Below are 17,590 nucleotides of genomic sequence, written 5' to 3'. Positions count from 1 at the left end.
AAGAAGACGTGTTGTTTTTTTAGTTGTATAAATTCTTTCACTGAATAAAAATAAACAGAAATTGGTTGTTGATTTTTTATTTTCACAATAATTAATGTAAATAACCAATGGATATAAATTTCTTAAAAGTACAAGCTACAGTCGTAATGTTATTAGCATTAAGTCTTTTTTCTTGTGGAGAGCTAAAGAAAAAAGAAGTAGCGAATAAAGAGCTGGATGCTTCGAGTGCAAATAATACTTCCTTTAAAATTTCTTTAGCACAGTGGTCCTTGCACAAAAAAATACATAGTAAAGAATTGAGTCCGTTCGATTTTGCCAAGGAAGCCAAGATATTGGGGTTTGAGGCTATTGAATATGTAAGTGCATTATATAATGGAGCAATCAAAGATATTGGTATGGATGCGGTAATTGACAGTCTCAAAACCGAAAGTGAAGCCCATGGTGTGAAAAATTTGCTGATCATGGTTGACGGTGAAGGGAATTTAGCTTCTAGTAGTGTCGAGGAACGTCATAAAGCAGTCGAAAATCATAAAAAATGGGTTGATGCCGCTGTTGCTTTGGGGTGCCATTCGATTAGAGTTAATGCTAAAGGTGATGGTGGTTACGAAGCTCAAAGGGAACAGGCCGTTTCAGGCTTAAGTCAATTAGCAACTTATGCAAAAGAAAAAAATATAAATGTTATTGTTGAAAACCATGGCGGTTTAACCTCGAACGGTAGTTGGTTGGCTGAGGTTATGTTAAAGATTAATATGTCTAATTGTGGAACCCTTCCAGATTTTGGGAATTTTTGCATGAAAGGTAATGTGCATAATTGTGAAGATGCATATGATAGATATAAAGGTGTTAAAGAATTAATGCCCTTTGCAAAAGCAGTAAGTGCCAAATCTTACGATTTTGATGCTAATGGAAATGAAACTAAAATTGATTTTGATAAAATGCTTAAGATTATAAAGGATGCTGGATATTCAGGCTATATAGGTGTTGAGTATGAAGGAAGTCGATTAAATGAAGTCGACGGTATATTAGCTACGAAAGCCTTGCTCGAAAAACTTATAAACAACTAACGCACCACGACTAAATAAGCATTGAATGAATACAATTAATAAAAACCGACTTTTTGTTGCTAGCTGTATCGCTTTAATAGTAACAGCCATGACTTTTGCTATTAGGGCAGGTATATTAAGTCAACTAGGAAGTAATTTTCAGTTAACAGATACGGAGTTAGGCTGGATAAATAGCATGGCTTTTTTGGGGTTTCCAATAGCTACAATTTTCGGAGGACTGGTATATAATTCTTTAGGAGCCCGAAAACTTATGGTTATCGCTTTTATATCGCATTTGTTAGGGCTTGTATTAACTATTCTTGCGGGAGGTTTCTGGACATTACTTATATCAACATTTTTTATTGGTTTTGCAAATGGATCCGTTGAAGCAGCCTGTAATCCTCTTATTGCAGATATGTTTACCACTAACCGTACAACTATGCTGAACAAATTTCATGTATGGTTTCCGGGAGGGATTGTGTTAGGTGCTTTGGTTTCAAAATTTATGACCGATTTGAATATGGGTTGGCAATACCAAATAGGAATTATGCTAATTCCAACCTTGCTTTATGGGCTTTTATTTTTCGGACAAACATTTCCTAAAAATGAAAATATGGTTTCTGACACAAAAGTCAACATTAAAAGCCTTTTGTCTCCATTGTTCCTTTTCATGGTGTTGTGCATGACGCTTACGGCTACCACCGAATTAGGGACACAACAATGGGTTGAAAAAATATTAGGCAATTCGGGAGCAAGCCCCATGCTTATATTAGCAATGGTAACTGGGTTAATGGCGGTAGGCCGTTATTTTGCAGGACCAGTAATTCATAAATTAAATCCACCTGGTGTATTATTAATGTCGGCGGTAATTTCAACGTTAGCTATATTTTTAATGAGTACGGCGACAGGAAGTATGGTGTATGTTGCAGCCATATTATTCGCGGTTGGAGTATGTTATTTTTGGCCAACCATGATTGGGTTTGTTAGTGAGTATATTCCAAAAACTGGTGCTTTAGGAATGTCGTTAATTGGGGGAGCAGGTATGTTCGCAACAAGCATCTGGCAACCGGTTATAGGCTCTTGGTTAGATAATGCCAAAGCAACCGCGTTAGAATCTGGGTTAGGATTAGATCAAGCCGAACTACTTGCGGGTCAGATAGCTTTAGGTAATATAGCGTATTTTCCAATGGGGTTAATTTTATTGTTTGGTATTTTATTTTTGAATCGAAAAAAATTGGAAAAGTTTAGAGTTTAATCGTGTTTTTTAAATAGTATAATTTAAAATAAATGTAGTGTGAGAAAATTAAGAATGGGAATGATTGGTGGCGGCCAGGGATCGTTCATAGGAGATGTGCATAGAAAAGCGGCTTCTATCGATGGGTTGATAGAATTGGTATGTGGGGCCTTTAGTAGTAATGCCGAAAAGTCGAAAGCTTCGGGAAAGGCTCTTTTTCTTCCTGATAATCGTTGCTATGGCAGTTTTCAGGAAATGATTTTAAAAGAAAAGGAACTTCCTGAAGATGAAAGAATGGATTTTGTTGCTATTGTCACCCCTAATCACATGCATTATCCACCAGCAGAAATGGCTTTAAAGCATGGTTTTCATGTGGTATGCGATAAGCCAATGACACTAACTTTAGATGAAGCATTTCAACTTAAAAGCATAGTAAACAAGAGCGGTAAGTTATTTGCACTAACTCATAATTATACCGGGCACCCGATGGTTAAACAAGCAAAAGCTATGATTGCCAACGGAGATTTAGGTGCCATTAGGAAAATACAAGTTCAATATTTACAAGGATGGTTATCTACCGCCTTGGAAAAATCAGACCATAAACAAGCAGCATGGCGAGTTGATCCCAAAAAATCTGGTATTGGAGGAGCTTTAGGTGATATTGGAACACATGCTGAAAATTTAGTAGAATACATTTCTGGTCTCAAAATAAATGAATTGGCTGCCGATCTTGGTCGTTTTGGTGAAGGTAGAGTTCTAGACGACGATGGTAATGTGCTTATCAGGATGGAAAATGGTGCGAAAGGCACTATGTCGTTTTCTCAAATTGCCTTAGGTGAAGAAAATAATTTAGCCATAAAGATTTATGGTGAAAAGGGGAGTTTAGAATGGCACCAGGAGAACCCTAACGAATTAATTACGCGATGGCTGGATAAACCTAAAAAAATCTTTACACCACAAGGATTTGATTTATACCCTGAAGCTGTTACAGCTTCAAGAATTCCGGCAGGACATCCAGAAGGGTATTTAGAGGCCTTTGCAAATATTTATAAAAACTTTGCAAACCATTTACAAGCATATTTAAAAGGAGAATCTGTTAATGCACCAGATTACCCTTCTGTGGATGATGGGGTGCGAGGAATGAAATTTATTTATGCCTCTGTTGAAAGTGACAAGAAAAATGCAGACTGGGTAATAATAGATTAAAAATCTACAGCAAAATGAAAACAATTAAAGGACCAGGAGTTTTTTTAGCACAATTTACGGGTAACGAATCGCCTTATGATAGTCTGGATGGTTTATGTCAATGGGCCGCTAATCTTGGATACAAAGGCATTCAGATTCCTACTTGGGAACCGAAACTCATCGACATAGATAAGGCTGCCGAAAGTCAAATGTATTGCGACGACCTAAAAGGTAAAATAAACGCTTATGGACTTGAAATTACAGAGCTTTCAACGCATTTACAAGGTCAGTTGGTCGCTGTAAATCCATGTTACGATGTTATGTTTGACAATTTTGCGCCAAAAGAAGTCAAAAACAATCCTAAAGCGAGAACCGAATGGGCTATAAATGTGGTTAAAAATGCTGGTACTGCAAGTAGAAGGTTAAACTTGAATTCTCACGCCACATTTTCGGGAGCTTTACTTTGGCACACCATGTATCCTTGGCCGCAAAGACCACACGGATTAGTCGAAAAGGGATTTGAAGCTTTGGCCAAGCGTTGGATGCCTATTTTAAATCATTTTGATGAACAAGGGGTCGATGTTTGTTATGAACTTCATCCAGGAGAGGATTTACATGACGGAGTTACTTTTGAGCGTTTTTTAGAGGCAACTAATAATCATAATCGCGTGAATATTCTTTACGACCCAAGTCATTTTGTTTTACAGCAATTGGATTATTTAGCTTTTATTGATTTCTATCACCAGCATATTAAAGCGTTTCATGTTAAAGATGCCGAGTTTAATAAAACAGGAAAGCAGGGCGTTTATGGTGGTTATTCAGATTGGATAGACAGAGCTGGGCGTTTCCGTTCTCTAGGTGATGGACAAACCGATTTTAAAGGGATTTTTTCAAAGTTAACGCAATATGGCTGCGATGTTTGGGCTGTTATGGAATGGGAGTGCTGTATAAAATCATCTGAACAAGGCGCTAAGGAAGGAGCAGCGTTTATTCAAAACCACATTATTGAAGCTGCAAAACGCAGTTTTGATGATTTTTCGGGAGGAGATGTAAATGAAGATAATTTAGATAACATTTTAGGACTTTAAATAGATGGTAAGGATGACAAAAATAAAGATATTAGTTTGGTTAGTGATGGGCTTAGTGGCCTGTAAGAATCAAAAAGATAATGAGGCTAAAATTCAAAACGAAGTCATGGGTGTGGTGATAGAACATGGAAAAGAATCATATCAAACGAGTAAGTGGGAAATTCTTTTTGATGGAACTTCGATGGATAGTTGGCGAGGGTATTTAATGGAACAGATGCCTGAGAGCTGGACTATTGAAGATGGAGCTATGGTTTTTATGCCTAAAAAAGGCGGAGGGAATATTATAACCAAAAAGAAGTATACCAATTTTGAATTATACTTAGAGTGGAAAATATCTGAAGGAGGAAATAGCGGTTTTTTTTGGGGAGTTTCTGAAGACGAGGCTTTTAATCAGCCATATCAAACAGGACCAGAAATACAGGTGTTAGATAATGAACGTCATCCAGATGCGTTTAAGAATCCTAAATTCCATCAAGCGGGGGCACTATACGATTTGGTTCAGCCTAAATATGATGTATGTAAACCAGCAGGTCAATGGAATGCCTGTGTATTAAAAATAGATTACAACGCTAATCATGGTTCGGTTACCTTAAATGGAAAGGAAATCGTTGAATTCCCACTGAAAGGAAAACCATGGGAAGATTTGGTTGAAAATTCTAAATTTAAAGGATGGGAAGGCTTTGGTGTTCATCATACAGGACATATTGGACTGCAAGATCACGGTGATAAAGTATGGTATAAAAACATAAAAATTAGAGCGCTTAATTAAATTATAAAAATTATAAACTAAAAAAAAGAAGAGGTTATCTAAAAAGGACAACTTTAGTCAACCTGAACTTGATTCAGGTTCTCATTAAATATGATACTTAACGATATGAAATTCTGAAATAAATTCAGACTGACACAAGTTTTGCGACTTTTTAGATAGCCTCTTTTTTTGTAATTGTATTACAGTAAATCGCTGCTCATACCTGGTTCTTGAGGAACTAAGTAACGACCATTTTCTATAATTGCAGGATGCTTGAATTTGCCGCGTAAATGCGGAATATGCTCTAATAAAACTACGGGAAGATTCAATGAAATATGGTTGAACAACACCATGTGCTGATGAATCTGTCCCATATCGCCAACATGTGGCACTACTGGAATATTGAATTTTTTAGATAATAAACTGATTAAAATAAATTCTGAAATTCCACCTACCCTAACAGCATCAACCTGATTAAAAGACATGCAGCCACTTTGTATAAAGTTTTTAAATATTATTTTATTAGGAACATGTTCACCTAAAGCGATTTTTACTTGAGTTTTATTGGCTAAGGTTACATGTGCTAAAACATCGTCGGGGTGTGTTGGTTCTTCTACCCAGTAAGGATTTAATTGGTTTAATTCAGTACAAATATCAATAGCTTGAGGCAAGGTCCATTGCTGGTTTGCATCGAACATAATCGTAGCAGCATCTCCAGCTGTTTTTCTTACCAATTCAGCGCGGCGTAAATCGCGTTGTGCTTCCTTTGATCCAACTTTCAATTTCATTGCAGTGAACCCTTGGTCCATGGCTTTTTTTATATTCTCGACTACTTTTTCATCGGAATAATTAAACCACCCAATCGATGTGTCGTAACCTGGATATCCAGTTTTTAATAGGCGACTTCTATCTTTAATACCTTTTTGTTGCTCATTTAAAAGTGTTAAGGCTTCTTCTTTAGGTAAAATATCCTCATAAAATGAAAAATCGAGGGTGTTGACAATGGCTTCAGGTGAAAGGTCTATTAATAATTTCCATAAAGGTACTTGTCTGGATTTAGCCCATAAGTCGAAACAGGCATTAACAACCGCTGCCAAAGCTAAATGTACTACGCCTTTATGAGGTCCTAACCACCTAAAGTTAGGGTCGTCGGCCATAGCTTTGTAATAGGAGCCAAAATCGGCCATCAATTCCTCTATATCTTTACCTTCAACGTGTTTTACCAAATAGTCTATGGCATCGCATACCAGTTTATTTCCTGTGCCTAAAGTAAAAGCAAGACCCGTACCTTTAATGTTAGTGTTTGTTTCAAGGTTACAGATGGCGTAAGCATAAATTGGGGTAAGGTGAACGGCATCTGATCCAGCTCCATTTTCAAGAGGGAATCTCGTGTCTGAGGATGTTCCTTTTATAATTTTAATAGTACTCATTTTAGGTTTATTCTTTTATTTTTTTAGGATGTGTTTGTTTAAAAACACAAACTTTTTACAATTCGTTAATTTATTTTATAGTTTCAAATAGAGTGCCGCCCGAAGCATTTGAGATGTAAGCCGCTTCAACTAATTTCATTGTATCCAGTGCTTTATTAATACTATGTGGCATTGTTGTGCTTTTATCAATGCAATAATTTTGAAGCGTTGCCATAGTACCTATAAAAGCATGAGGAAACCATTTGCCTTCTAATGCAAGTTCCTGCCAGCCTTTTTCAGGCTCAGAATTGAGATAATACTCAAATTTAGGAGGTTTCCCATTTGGGTAGTCTAGTGAAACGCCAATTTGGATATAAATAGCACCTTCGGTGCCTTCAATTTTGAGATAAGAAGCTTGGTGTTTTGTGTCGAAATCATGCCCGTGATTTGTTATTATTCGGGCTTGAACATTATTTGGGTAATCTAAAATAGCTGTGGTTCGCGTTGAAGCCAGCTCTTGCATTTTTGGGTGTTTTCTGGTGCTGGCATAAACTTTTTCTGGATTGCCTAAAAATCCGCGTATCAGGTCAAAATAATGAATGCTGTGATAAAGAATTTCAACGCGAGGTAAATCGAATAGGAAATCCCATAAATGCCAAGGCGTATTTACGTTAACCATGAGTTCCATATCGTAAACCGTCCCAAGTGAGCCTTCGTTTATTAAGTGTTTGGCTGCTATTATATAAGGCGCAAACTGCAATTGAAAATTTACGGCAGCTGTTATGTTTTTTGCTTCGCAAAGAGAATGAATTTCCTTAGCGTTTTTTAAGGTTTCTCCTAAAGGTTTTTGTAGCAGTACTGTAGCACCTTTTGGTAGCATTTTTAGTATTTCCAAGTACTTCGATGCAGGAATCGCTATGTCGAATATGGCATTATGCTTAACAGCATCGTTTATAGCATCATCGACTGAGAGGTAGGCCTGATTAACTATTTCAAATGAAGATTGCAGCTCTTTAGCTTTACTATTGTCAATATCAAATATCCCCAAGACTTTAAATCCTGCTATCTCGTAGGCAGGTAAATGAGCATCTTTAATAATACCTCCGGCTCCAATTATTACGATAGGGCGAGAAGTGGTTGGTATATTGATATGTTGTTTAATATTCATTGATTTTTTGTATTGGTTTCATTATGCGCCACTTTTCCAGAATTTTTTCCTGATCATCAACATGTTGGAATTTTGAAACGTAGTTTTGCCATTCTTTTTCTCTGGGTAATGAGCTCCATTGCTTAAAAGCAGTATCTGCATTAAATTTTTCAATTGTAGTCATAATCATGAATACACGATATTCATGAAGGAAAAGTTCCATGTTCAAAACCCCCATGGTGTCCATGTTTTTAATAATTTCCTGCCAAACAGCTTCAGGCTTATGTATGTTAATGTATTCCTTTAAAAGATAGGGGTCTTGCTTTAATTTTAGGGTAAATACAAATGTTTTATTTTTTGTTACCAGATCTTTATTTATATCTGTTTCCGGCTTTTTAAATATACATTTTAATGGACCAAATACATCCAAAAAATAAGGTTGTAAATCGTTTTTTTTTGTTGTTATTGAAGTATTAATTACAAACGTAACATTTTCTAGGCAATAAGCGTTCAGGTCGTTTTGATTACCTGACCATTTTTCAAATTTTTTTTGTGGAGAATATCCAGCGTAACAATATTTATTAGTCTGTATATCTGTCATTTTTAGAAAAATATTGTATATATAATTAACATGATAACGACTAACGTAATGGCGGAAATATTTACTACAGTTGATGGGTTCTTTATTTTCAAGTAAAATTCGCCAGATACATTTTGGTTCGAGGTGTCAAAATAGGAAACGATAAAATAGATTGCCGAAGAAATTACAAAAAACAAATAGGTTTGTCTTAACCAGTTTATTCCAAGTCCTTCTGAATTTGAAATAAAATTTGAGATACCATTAATAGTGGCGTATTTTTCAATTAAGAAAACGGCTCCAGCAAACAAACTTCCAATTAAAAGTGTAGCAAATGACGCATTGGCTGTTCCTTTTCGGTAAATAATACCCCAAAGAAAAACAGCTACGATTGATGGCGCAAAAATGCTAAACATTTGGTTTATGAGTTCGAATATGGCGCCTAGATTTCCTAAAAAAGGTGACCAAATTGTCGCAAGTGTAAGTACTGTTACGCCTGTAATTCTTCCGATTTTTATTTTGGTTTTATCGTTTAGTCCTGGTTTTATTTTTTCAAAAACATCGTATACAATTAGAGTCGAACAACTGTTAAGGGCGGCGGCCACACTACTCATTACGGCAGCTAGCAAGGCGGCAATCATAAGTCCTTTAAGACCTAAAGGCATTAATTCCATAATCATAATGGGTAATACGTTCTTGGTGTCGTCTCCAATTTGATCATGAAATAATGCAAAAGCCAAAATGCCAGGAACAATCATTAGAAAAACTGGTAGAATTTTCAGGAAACCCGCAAATATGGCTCCTAGTTTTGCCTGTTGTTCTGATTTTGCTCCTAAAGCGCGTTGCACAATAGTTTGATCTGTACACCAATACCATATACCTAAAATTAGATGACCTAGAAGAATATCACTAAACGTAAAACCAGTTTTTTCAGGATTAAAACCTACGGCGTTCCATCGGTCTGGATCTACAGCTTCCTTCAATGCTTCGTAGGAATGAATTCCGATTTCTGGTAGTTTTAATATGGCCAAAATCAGGATAATTAAAGATCCAAAAATTAAAATAATCGTTTGTACAGTTTCTGTGATTACTACGGAAGATAAGCCGCCAATAACCGTATAAATACCGGTTGCTATAGCTATAATAAGAATAGATATCCAAATATCAATTCCAAAGATATAATCAAAAACTACTGCCCCGGCATAAAAACTTACACCAATGTGCATAAAGAGAGCAGCTAGAATACTAAAAATAGCCAGAATAATACGAGAGCGTCCGTCATAACGTTTTTCAAGAAACTCGGGCAGGGTTGTTATTTTGGTTCTAAGGTAGAATGGAATAAATACAAAGGCTAAGATTAAAAGTTCAAACGCCGAAAACCATTCGAAATTTCCCCAAACTAAACCTTCTCTAAATCCTGATTCGGCAAAACCAACCAAGTGTACGGTCGAGATATTGGAAGCAAAGAGCGACGCGCCTATAACAGACCACGTTAAAGTTTTGCCAGCTAAAAAATAGCCTTCGCTAGTTTTCTTTTTTTTACGCGAATACCAAAGGCCTATAAGTACTATGCCTATTATGTAAACAACAATGACTAGTAAGTCGAATATATGGATAGAATTCATTTAATTTAAAGTTTATGATATTTTAATTTACCTTTTTCAGTAAGATGTGGCAATACAAGCTCCCAGACGTAAGTTGCTAACCTCGGATCTTGTTCTGAAGTGAATTTTGGAAATATTTCTTGTTGCGAATTCCAAAAGGTAATAAGAATGCGAATCGTATGTTGGAGCCTTAAATAATTTCCGGGAATGATTTCATCTTTTAGATAGCCATAGGATTTAAAACGTTTGTAAAAGTGCGTCATTTGCGTGCGTCTAACTCTTAATGTGGATTTTAAAAGGTTATTTATATTCGGAAAATTCCTAGAAATTTCTAAAACATCTAAATTGAAAAATAGGTACTTCGACTGAAATGTTTCTAAGTGTAAAAGAAGCTCATTAAATTGTAAAATAGGATCTTTAGATATGTCTTCTATTTCGTAAACGATAGAAATTTCGTTTCGCATGTTTTCATAAATAGCCAATAAGAGATCTTCTTTTGTTGGAAAATGATATTCGAGGTTTCCATGGCTAATACCTATTTTTTTAGCAATATCTCTACTTGTAACATTGCGGAGACCAAGCTCATTATAAAGTGAAATTGCTTGGTTTATGATTTTTTGTTTTGTATTCATCTATGTTTAGGTGGATTAGGCAAATATATAAAAAAAAATACACTATTTAGGGCATTTGCCCTAAATAGTGTATTGCGAATTTAAAAGAACCTAATGTAAATCGAAGTACAAAGACATCAATCTGCTATATAATTTGGGTTTGGGTAGGGCATTAATGCTTCCACATTTTTTCGCCATTCATGTAGAAGCGTTTTAAGCTCTTGCATTTTTTTCGGGTATCGATTTACAAGATTATGCTCTTCACTTAAGTCTTGTTTAACGTTATATAATTCAATATGCATATCTTCATAAAATTCAATCAATTTATAATCTCCAAGCCGAACTGCGCCAGAAGGCGTGCCTCCAAGACCTCCACTATAATGCGGGTAATGCCAAAAAATCGGCCTTTCATTGATTGGTTTTTTACTTAACAGCGGTTTCAAACTAACACCTTCTATATCATATGGTATCCTGTTTTTTATGTTAGCTAAATCTAACAGGGTGGGGTAGTAATCTATACCAGAAACAGGTGTTTCACATATTTGACCTTTATATTTTTTCCCATTCTTAATGATAAGAGGTACGCGTATGCCGCCTTCATATAAATATCCTTTACCGGCTTTTAAAGGTAAATTACTTGTTGGAATATTGTCCGTACGATTGCTTGTTGCCATGCCGCCATTATCGGATGTGAAAAGGACTATAGTATTTTCATCCAGTTGAAGTCGCTTTAAAGTTTCCAAAATACGCCCTACATTTTCATCCATACTTTCGACCATGGCTGCAAAATGTGGCATATTTTGTTGCTGTTTTACCCATGTTTTACCATTTTTAACAAATTCTTCATTGGATTTATTAATTGTATTTAACTTCTGTTGGTATTTTTTAACTTTATCGGGTTTTCCCTGCATAGGTAAATGCACCGTGTAAAACGACAAATAAGCGAAGAACGGCTGTTTCTTATTTTGCTCAATAAAATGAATAACCTCGTCAGTTAAACGATCGGTTAAATATTCGCCTTCATAACCATCCGTTAGCTCTGGGTTTTTATAAGGTGAAAAATAACCTGCTGCAGGATGTCCTGTTTTATTACCGCCAATATTGATGTCAAATCCTTGAAATTGAGGATAGTATTTTTGTTCTTCGGCTAAATGCCATTTACCTGCCATCATTGTTTTGTACCCCGCATCCTTTAAGCATTCAGCAAGGGTGTATTCGTTTAATTCGAGATGTGTAGCAAATGGGTGGGAGGTTAACATCTGATCTTTATGTGGACCATAATGTCTGTTTCCTGGAAGATAATCTGTAAGGTTTAATAGTGCAGGCGTTTTTCCTGTCAAAATTGAGGCTCGAGCAGGAGAGCATACGGGGCAAGCAGAATAGGCATTGTTAAAAACAATTCCGTTAGCTGCTAAATCATCGATATTTGGTGTTTCGTAAAAAGAGCTTCCCGAATATCCTAAATCGGCCCATCCTAAATCATCAACTAGAATAAATACAATATTAGGTTTGTTTGCATTTGAATTTTTATTCTTTTGAGAAAAGCAGGATAAGGCTATAAATACTGATATAGTTGCCAACGCTATGTTCTTTGTCATCATACTTGGGTGGTGTTAAATCAGTTTATTCCTTTATGGCTTTCGCTACTATTTCAGCTATAGCTAGATAGCCTTTTTTATTTGGATGAACGCCATCTTTTACAGTGAAAAATTCAGGCTTATGATTTAATGGTGTGTTTAAATCTATAAAGTTAACTTGCTCTTTTTTAGCCACTGCCCGAATGATGCTTATTAATTTTTGTAAACGTGGTTTTCTAATAGTTAAGCCTTGTATGCGTTCGTTATTTAACCCTGGCGTTTCCAATACCATGGGGGTTGGTGCACAAATATAAATTTCAGGGTGTGAAGGGATTTTTTTAAATTCATGAATCAAATCAACGTAATCTGACTCAAATTCATCGTTATGCTCCCAGCATACTCTTGAGCCACAGGTGCCCATACCACAAGTGTCGTTGGTTCCTAAACTTATAACAACAAGGTCTGGCTGTGACTCTCTTATGTTTTCCAGCTGTTGCCAAACATTAGGGCTGCCTTTTCGAATAAGCGTGCAACTGCTTACTCCAAAATTAATGACGTTATAATTTGTTCCAAGCAGAGACTGTAATTTGGATGGATAAGAATCCTGAATTGGGTTTTCGAGTCTGGCTCCAAACGTAATGCTATCGCCAATACAGGCTATCGTTTTAGTTTTTTGCGGAGAGCAAGCTAGGAGCAGAAAAGCTACTAAACCAACTGGTATATATAGTAAACGTATTTTAAACATGACTTAATATTTTAGTCGGTAAGGTGAAATATCTCAAATGATTTTATTAAAGGTTTATCTTGAGCTGCGGTTATTTTTAAACGTACTTGAGAGACATCTATGTCATCGAATTTATGAATAAATTTATGTCCGATACATGAGCCTTCGAAAATAGTTTTCCAACCTTGTTTTGTTCTTCCTTCCAAAATAAACTTTCTAACACGTTCACCCTGAGTAATATCTTCAGTAAGTACAATTTGATTGATCTTCTGTGTAGAAGGTAATTTTACTGTGAGTTTCGTTTTGTTTCCTGAAGTGCGCGCTATCGGATTTGAAAAATTGCGTTTAATGTTGTCACCGAATTCTTTAAGACGTTTTACATCTGGTTCAGGAACAAGACCGTTTGGATCTGGAGTTATTCCAAGAATTAATGAAGAGTTGTGTCCCACCGAATTGTAATACATGTGCATTAAATTTTTCAGAGGAAAAACGTGAGCTTCGTCGTTTGGTTCCCAAAACCACTCATGGCGACCATTGTAGCCTCTTAACGGCGCATCACTCATAGCAGGCATGTAAAATTTTCCATTAGAATCTCCTGTTTTTAATAACTGAAAGTTGTTTTTAAAAATAACTTCTTGATTCGTTGAATGTGAGTAAGGAAACGGATAGTTACCCCAACAAGGGTAGGGCACAGTGCCAGATTCACTACCACCCCAACGAATATCAGCTCTTTGCGTATTGTGATAAAAAACAATGCTCTTTTGATATTTTTCTGCAATTGGTAAAATATCAGCGCCGCCTTTTTCCGGCCCATGGGCGCCGCCATCGAACCATACGATAGCTAAATCGCCATAACGAGACATTAGTTCATCTACCATGCCTTCGCACATGCGGTTATAGTATTCTTGTCTGTTTTTGGCAAAATCGCTGTCTCCTTCTACCATAAAGTCGTGAATCCCAAAAAATGAATTCCAACGAATTCCAATGTATATTCCTGGTTTTACACCATATTTTCTGCATGATTCTACAAAATCCTTTACAATATCACCTTTGCCATCTCTCCATTTAACTGCTTTTAGTGAATAAGGGTTAACGTCGCTTTGGTAAAGGGCAAAACCTGTTTCGTGCGTAGCTGTTAAAATGGCAATTTTACACCCTGCATCTTTAACCGATTTTATCCATTGGTCTGTGTCTAGTTGTTCTGGATTAAAAACATTAATGTCTTCTATAGGTGTAATTCTGTTTTCTTTCTGGTTGTACTTCTTATTGTCGAAAACGTGAAGATCGTAATGAAATACAGCAACCAATTCAGAGTTTTGCCAGTCTAATTGTGCTTGAGTGGGAATTGGAACTTTATAATCGTTTTGAGCTAACATACTGCTCGCAAATAATAAAATAAAATAAATACCTAAGGATAATTTTTTAGCCATGATGAATTTGTTTCTAAAGTATATTTTTCAATTTGAGTTGTTCTAATTTTCTTTGAATTTCAGAATGTAACTTACGGTGCAATCACCTCCAAAAATGTTGGTGCCTGATGGCATATATACATATGCAGGTTGGTTATTTTGAAATAAAATTTGAGGGCGTTCAAATTTTGCATAAGTTCTGTTTTTTGGGCCATAATGCACGGCAACGTCTTTCATATTAATGTTGGTATATTGGTTTATACGATGAAATCCTTTTTCGTAATCGTTAAAATGAATGCCATCATCAGATTTCCAAAGAATACCACCACCAGATTCAATAATGCCATGGTTGTCTGTTGTAAGTAGGCAAAACTGATTATTGTACACAAAAGCGTAACCATCTTCAATAGATTGGTTGTTGGCTGTTACAGGAAAAGGCATTTGGATGTATGGGCCTGAAAGGTTTTCAGCAATCGCTAAGCCCATTTTGGCTTTTTCAGATTTAAAATATAAAAAATAGCCGCCGTTAGGGTGTTGCAGCAGCGTAGGGTTATTTACGCCGTTAGTTGCCTTATAATTCCAATATTCGGGGTTATTAGGTGTGTCAAGTATTTTACCATTATCTCCAACTTTTTTCCAAGGACCATTTAAACTTTTTGAAACCGCCATACAGATATATTGATTTGATGGATGTTTTTCAATTCCGGTATTTACAATATAAAGTAGAGCATATTGGTCGTTAATCTTTTTAATCGTTGGATTATGAGGTGCGTATATTTTTTTTATAGATTGAGTAGATTCAGTTATAATATTAATATCGCCTTCTACTACTATATCTGAAAATTTAAAAGGACCTTCGGGATTGTCTCCTATATAATGAGCAATTTCACTATGCGTACGCCAACCTGGATCTACATTTAGTTCGCATGGCCATCTTGCAACGAACAAATGAACATGACCGTCTTCATCCATAATAGGTGATGTACCCCAAATAGTATATCCTGGTTCATTAATGGCAGTACCAATAAACTCCCATTGGTCGGCGAAGGATGTCATATTCTGGCCGTATACCATGACTGTAGTGAATATTGTGGCTATAGCGATTAAGAATTGTTTCAATGTACTGTATTTTGATTTATGTTTTTTGTTTGATAAAGCATAAGACTTCTAATTATCAATATCTGTACCGTAAACTTGAATCTTTTTAAGATGAAGTGCGGCTGGATTTGATGAGGTAACCACTATTTTTATAAATCTGGTCTCTACCCCTGGTAATTCAATGCCAGCATTAAATTGGGTTACAGGCACCTCCCAGTGATAAAAGCTACCTTTTTTATCTTCAACTTTTTTCCAGTTATTCCCATCTTTAGAAATAAGAACACTAAAATTAAGATCCTTAGTTAAATAATGTTTCTGATTAAAAATATCGACCCCCTTAACAGTATAATTTTTCCCTAAGTCGACGACGGTATAAGACTCTTTTTCTTCTTTCGTATGAAATGCAAAAGGACTATTAAAAAGTTTGTTTGAAAACAATAAACTATGGAATTTCGAATCATCTTCATCAGATTGAGAGCTTAATGTAAATGTTGCATTGTTAGATATAATGTTACCGTATGAAGGATCTGAAAATAACGAATTAGAAAGCTCAGAGCCAAACATACCAGTAATAGTCTTTTTGCAGGTAAGTTCAATAATAATCGTTTCTTCCGTTTTATTTACTTCTGAAAGATTAAATACTATTTCCGATTTATTTTGGGTAAAACTTATTTCGCCTCCAGTTAACACCTTAGCTTTTTTAATTTTTGAAGCTATCCCTGGTAGTTTTAAAGAATTAAGCGATTTATTGGTAATATGTAAATAAATGGTTTTGTTTTGGTAGGTACTGCCTCCCCATTTTTGAGGATACCACGGTCCGCCTTTTGTATTGTAAATCGATTGTCCGTAGCTTTTCATCCATTTACCAACCTCTTCCAGGCGTTCTACTTCATCCTGATCAAAAGCACCATCCCATTTTGATCCCCAGCTGAGGAGCATGTTGCCGTTTCCGCAGGCTGTAGAGGTTATCATTTTAATGATATTTTCTTTCGATTTCGGTGGTGTATCAGAATACGACCAAGAATGCGTTAAGGTGATACAGCTTTCCCAAGGTCGTTCTTGATACATGCCTATTTTTTGTTCTGGTGTATCGAAATCGCCAGGTATGGAAGCACGGTTGTTAATAATTATGCCTGGTTGTAATTCGCGTATCATTCTGGTAAGCGCTTCAGAATCCCACATGTCTGCGGTAAACATTCCGCCCCACCAAGAGGCATCGAACCAAAAAACATCTACTTTTCCGTAGTTAGTGCATAATTCTCTAACCACATTAAACTGGTATTCTTTATACTTTTCATGAGTTGGTCCAGGTAACACTTTATCAACTTCAGGTTTTGGCCTGTAATAAGGCGCTTCATTTTGTCTAACAACTAAAGAGGTGTCAATTGGGGCGTAATCGGGGTGATACCAGTCACGTTGTGAATAGTAAATACCAAATTTCATATTGGCTTCATGACAAGCATCAGCTATTTCTTTTAAATAATCGCGCCCAAAAGGTGTGTTAGTCACTTTAAAATCGGAATATTTCGTGTCCCACATATGAAATCCGTCATGATGTTTTGCTATGGTAACAATGTATTTCATACCTGCATCTTTGGCAATTTGCACCCATTTTTTAGCATCAAAATTTTTAAATTCGAATTGTTCAGGATAGGTAACCCAAACCGAGTCTGCAATCGGGCCATGACCTCCGTCAGGAGCTTTTCGGGTATAGCACATGCCCCAACTAAGGTCTTTTTTAATGTATGTCGATAGGCCGAAATGAATAAACATACCATATCTAGCATCGTTAAACCATTTCATGTCTTTTTCTGAAGCAAAATTACTGGAGTTCCAATCTTTATCGCTAAAAAATTGAATGTGGTTCCATCTTGCGTTTTTATCGGTTTTTGTTCCTTTAATAGACCATTGTGCATGAATGTTGCCAGCGCAAAATAAAATAACTAGAGTAAGGAGGTTTAAATGTTTCAATATCATTATTTCTTTTGTTTTTCAGATTCACTTTCAGGTTGTAAATATACTAAAATTAAATATTTAGGGCTAATGCCCTAAATATTTAATTTTAGTATATGGTTTCATAAAAAAAACGAGCACCATGCCGTAGCAAATGGTGCTCGTTTAAGAAATTAACTCAAC

At 36.0% G+C, this 17,590-nt stretch carries 15 protein-coding genes; 5 read left to right on the top strand and 10 right to left on the bottom strand.

What is annotated here, in order from left to right; genetic code table 11:
* Positions 1 to 107 precede the first annotated feature (107 nt).
* Genes ICJ83_RS12425 through ICJ83_RS12405 form a run of 5 tightly spaced genes read left to right on the top strand, consistent with a single transcriptional unit; the run spans position 108 to position 5,319 of the window.
* On the top strand, positions 108 to 1,064 hold the full coding sequence (locus ICJ83_RS12425) for a sugar phosphate isomerase/epimerase family protein (protein WP_188230722.1): 957 nt from the start codon (positions 108 to 110) through the stop codon (positions 1,062 to 1,064).
* A 25-nt stretch (positions 1,065 to 1,089) separates the two neighbouring features.
* Entirely contained in the window at positions 1,090 to 2,298 is a 1,209-nt protein-coding gene (locus ICJ83_RS12420) for an MFS transporter (RefSeq protein ID WP_188230721.1), read from the top strand.
* A 39-nt stretch (positions 2,299 to 2,337) separates the two neighbouring features.
* Positions 2,338 to 3,483: a Gfo/Idh/MocA family protein gene (locus ICJ83_RS12415; RefSeq protein WP_317173289.1), complete on the top strand. Its 1,146-nt coding sequence runs from the start codon at positions 2,338 to 2,340 to the stop codon at positions 3,481 to 3,483.
* Between the two features lie 14 nt (positions 3,484 to 3,497).
* Positions 3,498 to 4,550 carry a sugar phosphate isomerase/epimerase family protein gene (locus ICJ83_RS12410; protein ID WP_188230720.1) on the top strand — a complete coding sequence of 351 codons (1,053 nt, stop codon included), beginning with the start codon at positions 3,498 to 3,500 and terminating at the stop codon, positions 4,548 to 4,550.
* Between the two features lie 13 nt (positions 4,551 to 4,563).
* Positions 4,564 to 5,319, top strand: coding sequence for a 3-keto-disaccharide hydrolase (locus ICJ83_RS12405; protein ID WP_223154770.1), 756 nt, complete (start codon positions 4,564 to 4,566; stop codon positions 5,317 to 5,319).
* Positions 5,320 to 5,498: 179 nt separating this feature from the next.
* On the opposite strand, the gene ICJ83_RS12400 is transcribed toward ICJ83_RS12405, so the two are convergent.
* The 10 genes from ICJ83_RS12400 to ICJ83_RS12355 form a co-directional block, all read right to left on the bottom strand.
* Positions 5,499 to 6,728, bottom strand: coding sequence for an enolase C-terminal domain-like protein (locus ICJ83_RS12400; RefSeq protein WP_188230719.1), 1,230 nt, complete (start codon positions 6,726 to 6,728; stop codon positions 5,499 to 5,501).
* 70 nt (positions 6,729 to 6,798) lie between these two features.
* Positions 6,799 to 7,875 (bottom strand): Gfo/Idh/MocA family protein, encoded by a 1,077-nt coding sequence (locus tag ICJ83_RS12395; RefSeq protein ID WP_188230718.1) that lies wholly within the window; start codon positions 7,873 to 7,875, stop codon positions 6,799 to 6,801.
* Positions 7,865 to 8,455 carry an L-rhamnose mutarotase gene (locus tag ICJ83_RS12390; protein ID WP_188230717.1) on the bottom strand — a complete coding sequence of 197 codons (591 nt, stop codon included), beginning with the start codon at positions 8,453 to 8,455 and terminating at the stop codon, positions 7,865 to 7,867. The genes ICJ83_RS12395 and ICJ83_RS12390 overlap by 11 nt, the downstream gene beginning before the upstream one ends.
* A gap of 2 nt (positions 8,456 to 8,457) precedes the next feature.
* A complete protein-coding gene (locus ICJ83_RS12385) occupies positions 8,458 to 10,056 on the bottom strand; it encodes a sodium:solute symporter family transporter (RefSeq protein WP_188230716.1) in 1,599 nt (532 codons plus the stop codon).
* Between the two features lie 5 nt (positions 10,057 to 10,061).
* Positions 10,062 to 10,667 (bottom strand): TetR/AcrR family transcriptional regulator, encoded by a 606-nt coding sequence (locus ICJ83_RS12380; RefSeq protein WP_188230715.1) that lies wholly within the window; start codon positions 10,665 to 10,667, stop codon positions 10,062 to 10,064.
* Positions 10,668 to 10,783: 116 nt separating this feature from the next.
* Positions 10,784 to 12,247 (bottom strand): sulfatase, encoded by a 1,464-nt coding sequence (locus ICJ83_RS12375; protein ID WP_223154769.1) that lies wholly within the window; start codon positions 12,245 to 12,247, stop codon positions 10,784 to 10,786.
* A gap of 22 nt (positions 12,248 to 12,269) precedes the next feature.
* Complete coding sequence (locus ICJ83_RS12370) at positions 12,270 to 12,968, bottom strand: DUF459 domain-containing protein (RefSeq protein WP_188230714.1); 699 nt, start codon at positions 12,966 to 12,968, stop codon at positions 12,270 to 12,272.
* 11 nt (positions 12,969 to 12,979) lie between these two features.
* Positions 12,980 to 14,377, bottom strand: coding sequence for an alpha-L-fucosidase (locus ICJ83_RS12365; protein WP_188230713.1), 1,398 nt, complete (start codon positions 14,375 to 14,377; stop codon positions 12,980 to 12,982).
* 42 nt (positions 14,378 to 14,419) lie between these two features.
* Complete coding sequence (locus ICJ83_RS12360; protein WP_188230712.1) at positions 14,420 to 15,475, bottom strand: glycoside hydrolase family protein; 1,056 nt, start codon at positions 15,473 to 15,475, stop codon at positions 14,420 to 14,422.
* A 48-nt stretch (positions 15,476 to 15,523) separates the two neighbouring features.
* Positions 15,524 to 17,431, bottom strand: coding sequence for an alpha-L-fucosidase (locus ICJ83_RS12355; RefSeq protein ID WP_188230711.1), 1,908 nt, complete (start codon positions 17,429 to 17,431; stop codon positions 15,524 to 15,526).
* Between the last annotated feature and the right edge of the window lie 159 nt (positions 17,432 to 17,590).

This window comes from Aestuariibaculum sediminum, assembly GCF_014596945.1.
Taxonomy (GTDB): Bacteria; Bacteroidota; Bacteroidia; order Flavobacteriales; family Flavobacteriaceae; genus Aestuariibaculum; species Aestuariibaculum sediminum.
Note: the sequence above shows the minus strand (reverse complement) of the source record. Positions and strands in the feature narration are given on the sequence as shown.

What these genes read in the sequence shown, in the direction of transcription:
- ICJ83_RS12425 (WP_188230722.1), top strand. Translation starts at nt 108, where the DNA reads ATGGATATAAATTTCTTAAAAGTACAAGCTACAGTCGTAATGTTATTA.
- ICJ83_RS12420 (WP_188230721.1), top strand. Translation starts at nt 1,090, where the DNA reads ATGAATACAATTAATAAAAACCGACTTTTTGTTGCTAGCTGTATCGCT.
- ICJ83_RS12410 (WP_188230720.1), top strand. Translation starts at nt 3,498, where the DNA reads ATGAAAACAATTAAAGGACCAGGAGTTTTTTTAGCACAATTTACGGGT.
- ICJ83_RS12405 (WP_223154770.1), top strand. Translation starts at nt 4,564, where the DNA reads ATGACAAAAATAAAGATATTAGTTTGGTTAGTGATGGGCTTAGTGGCC.
- ICJ83_RS12400 (WP_188230719.1), bottom strand. Translation starts at nt 6,728, where the DNA reads ATGAGTACTATTAAAATTATAAAAGGAACATCCTCAGACACGAGATTC.
- ICJ83_RS12395 (WP_188230718.1), bottom strand. Translation starts at nt 7,875, where the DNA reads ATGAATATTAAACAACATATCAATATACCAACCACTTCTCGCCCTATC.
- ICJ83_RS12390 (WP_188230717.1), bottom strand. Translation starts at nt 8,455, where the DNA reads ATGACAGATATACAGACTAATAAATATTGTTACGCTGGATATTCTCCA.
- ICJ83_RS12385 (WP_188230716.1), bottom strand. Translation starts at nt 10,056, where the DNA reads ATGAATTCTATCCATATATTCGACTTACTAGTCATTGTTGTTTACATA.
- ICJ83_RS12380 (WP_188230715.1), bottom strand. Translation starts at nt 10,667, where the DNA reads ATGAATACAAAACAAAAAATCATAAACCAAGCAATTTCACTTTATAAT.
- ICJ83_RS12375 (WP_223154769.1), bottom strand. Translation starts at nt 12,247, where the DNA reads ATGATGACAAAGAACATAGCGTTGGCAACTATATCAGTATTTATAGCC.
- ICJ83_RS12370 (WP_188230714.1), bottom strand. Translation starts at nt 12,968, where the DNA reads ATGTTTAAAATACGTTTACTATATATACCAGTTGGTTTAGTAGCTTTT.
- ICJ83_RS12365 (WP_188230713.1), bottom strand. Translation starts at nt 14,377, where the DNA reads ATGGCTAAAAAATTATCCTTAGGTATTTATTTTATTTTATTATTTGCG.
- ICJ83_RS12355 (WP_188230711.1), bottom strand. Translation starts at nt 17,431, where the DNA reads ATGATATTGAAACATTTAAACCTCCTTACTCTAGTTATTTTATTTTGC.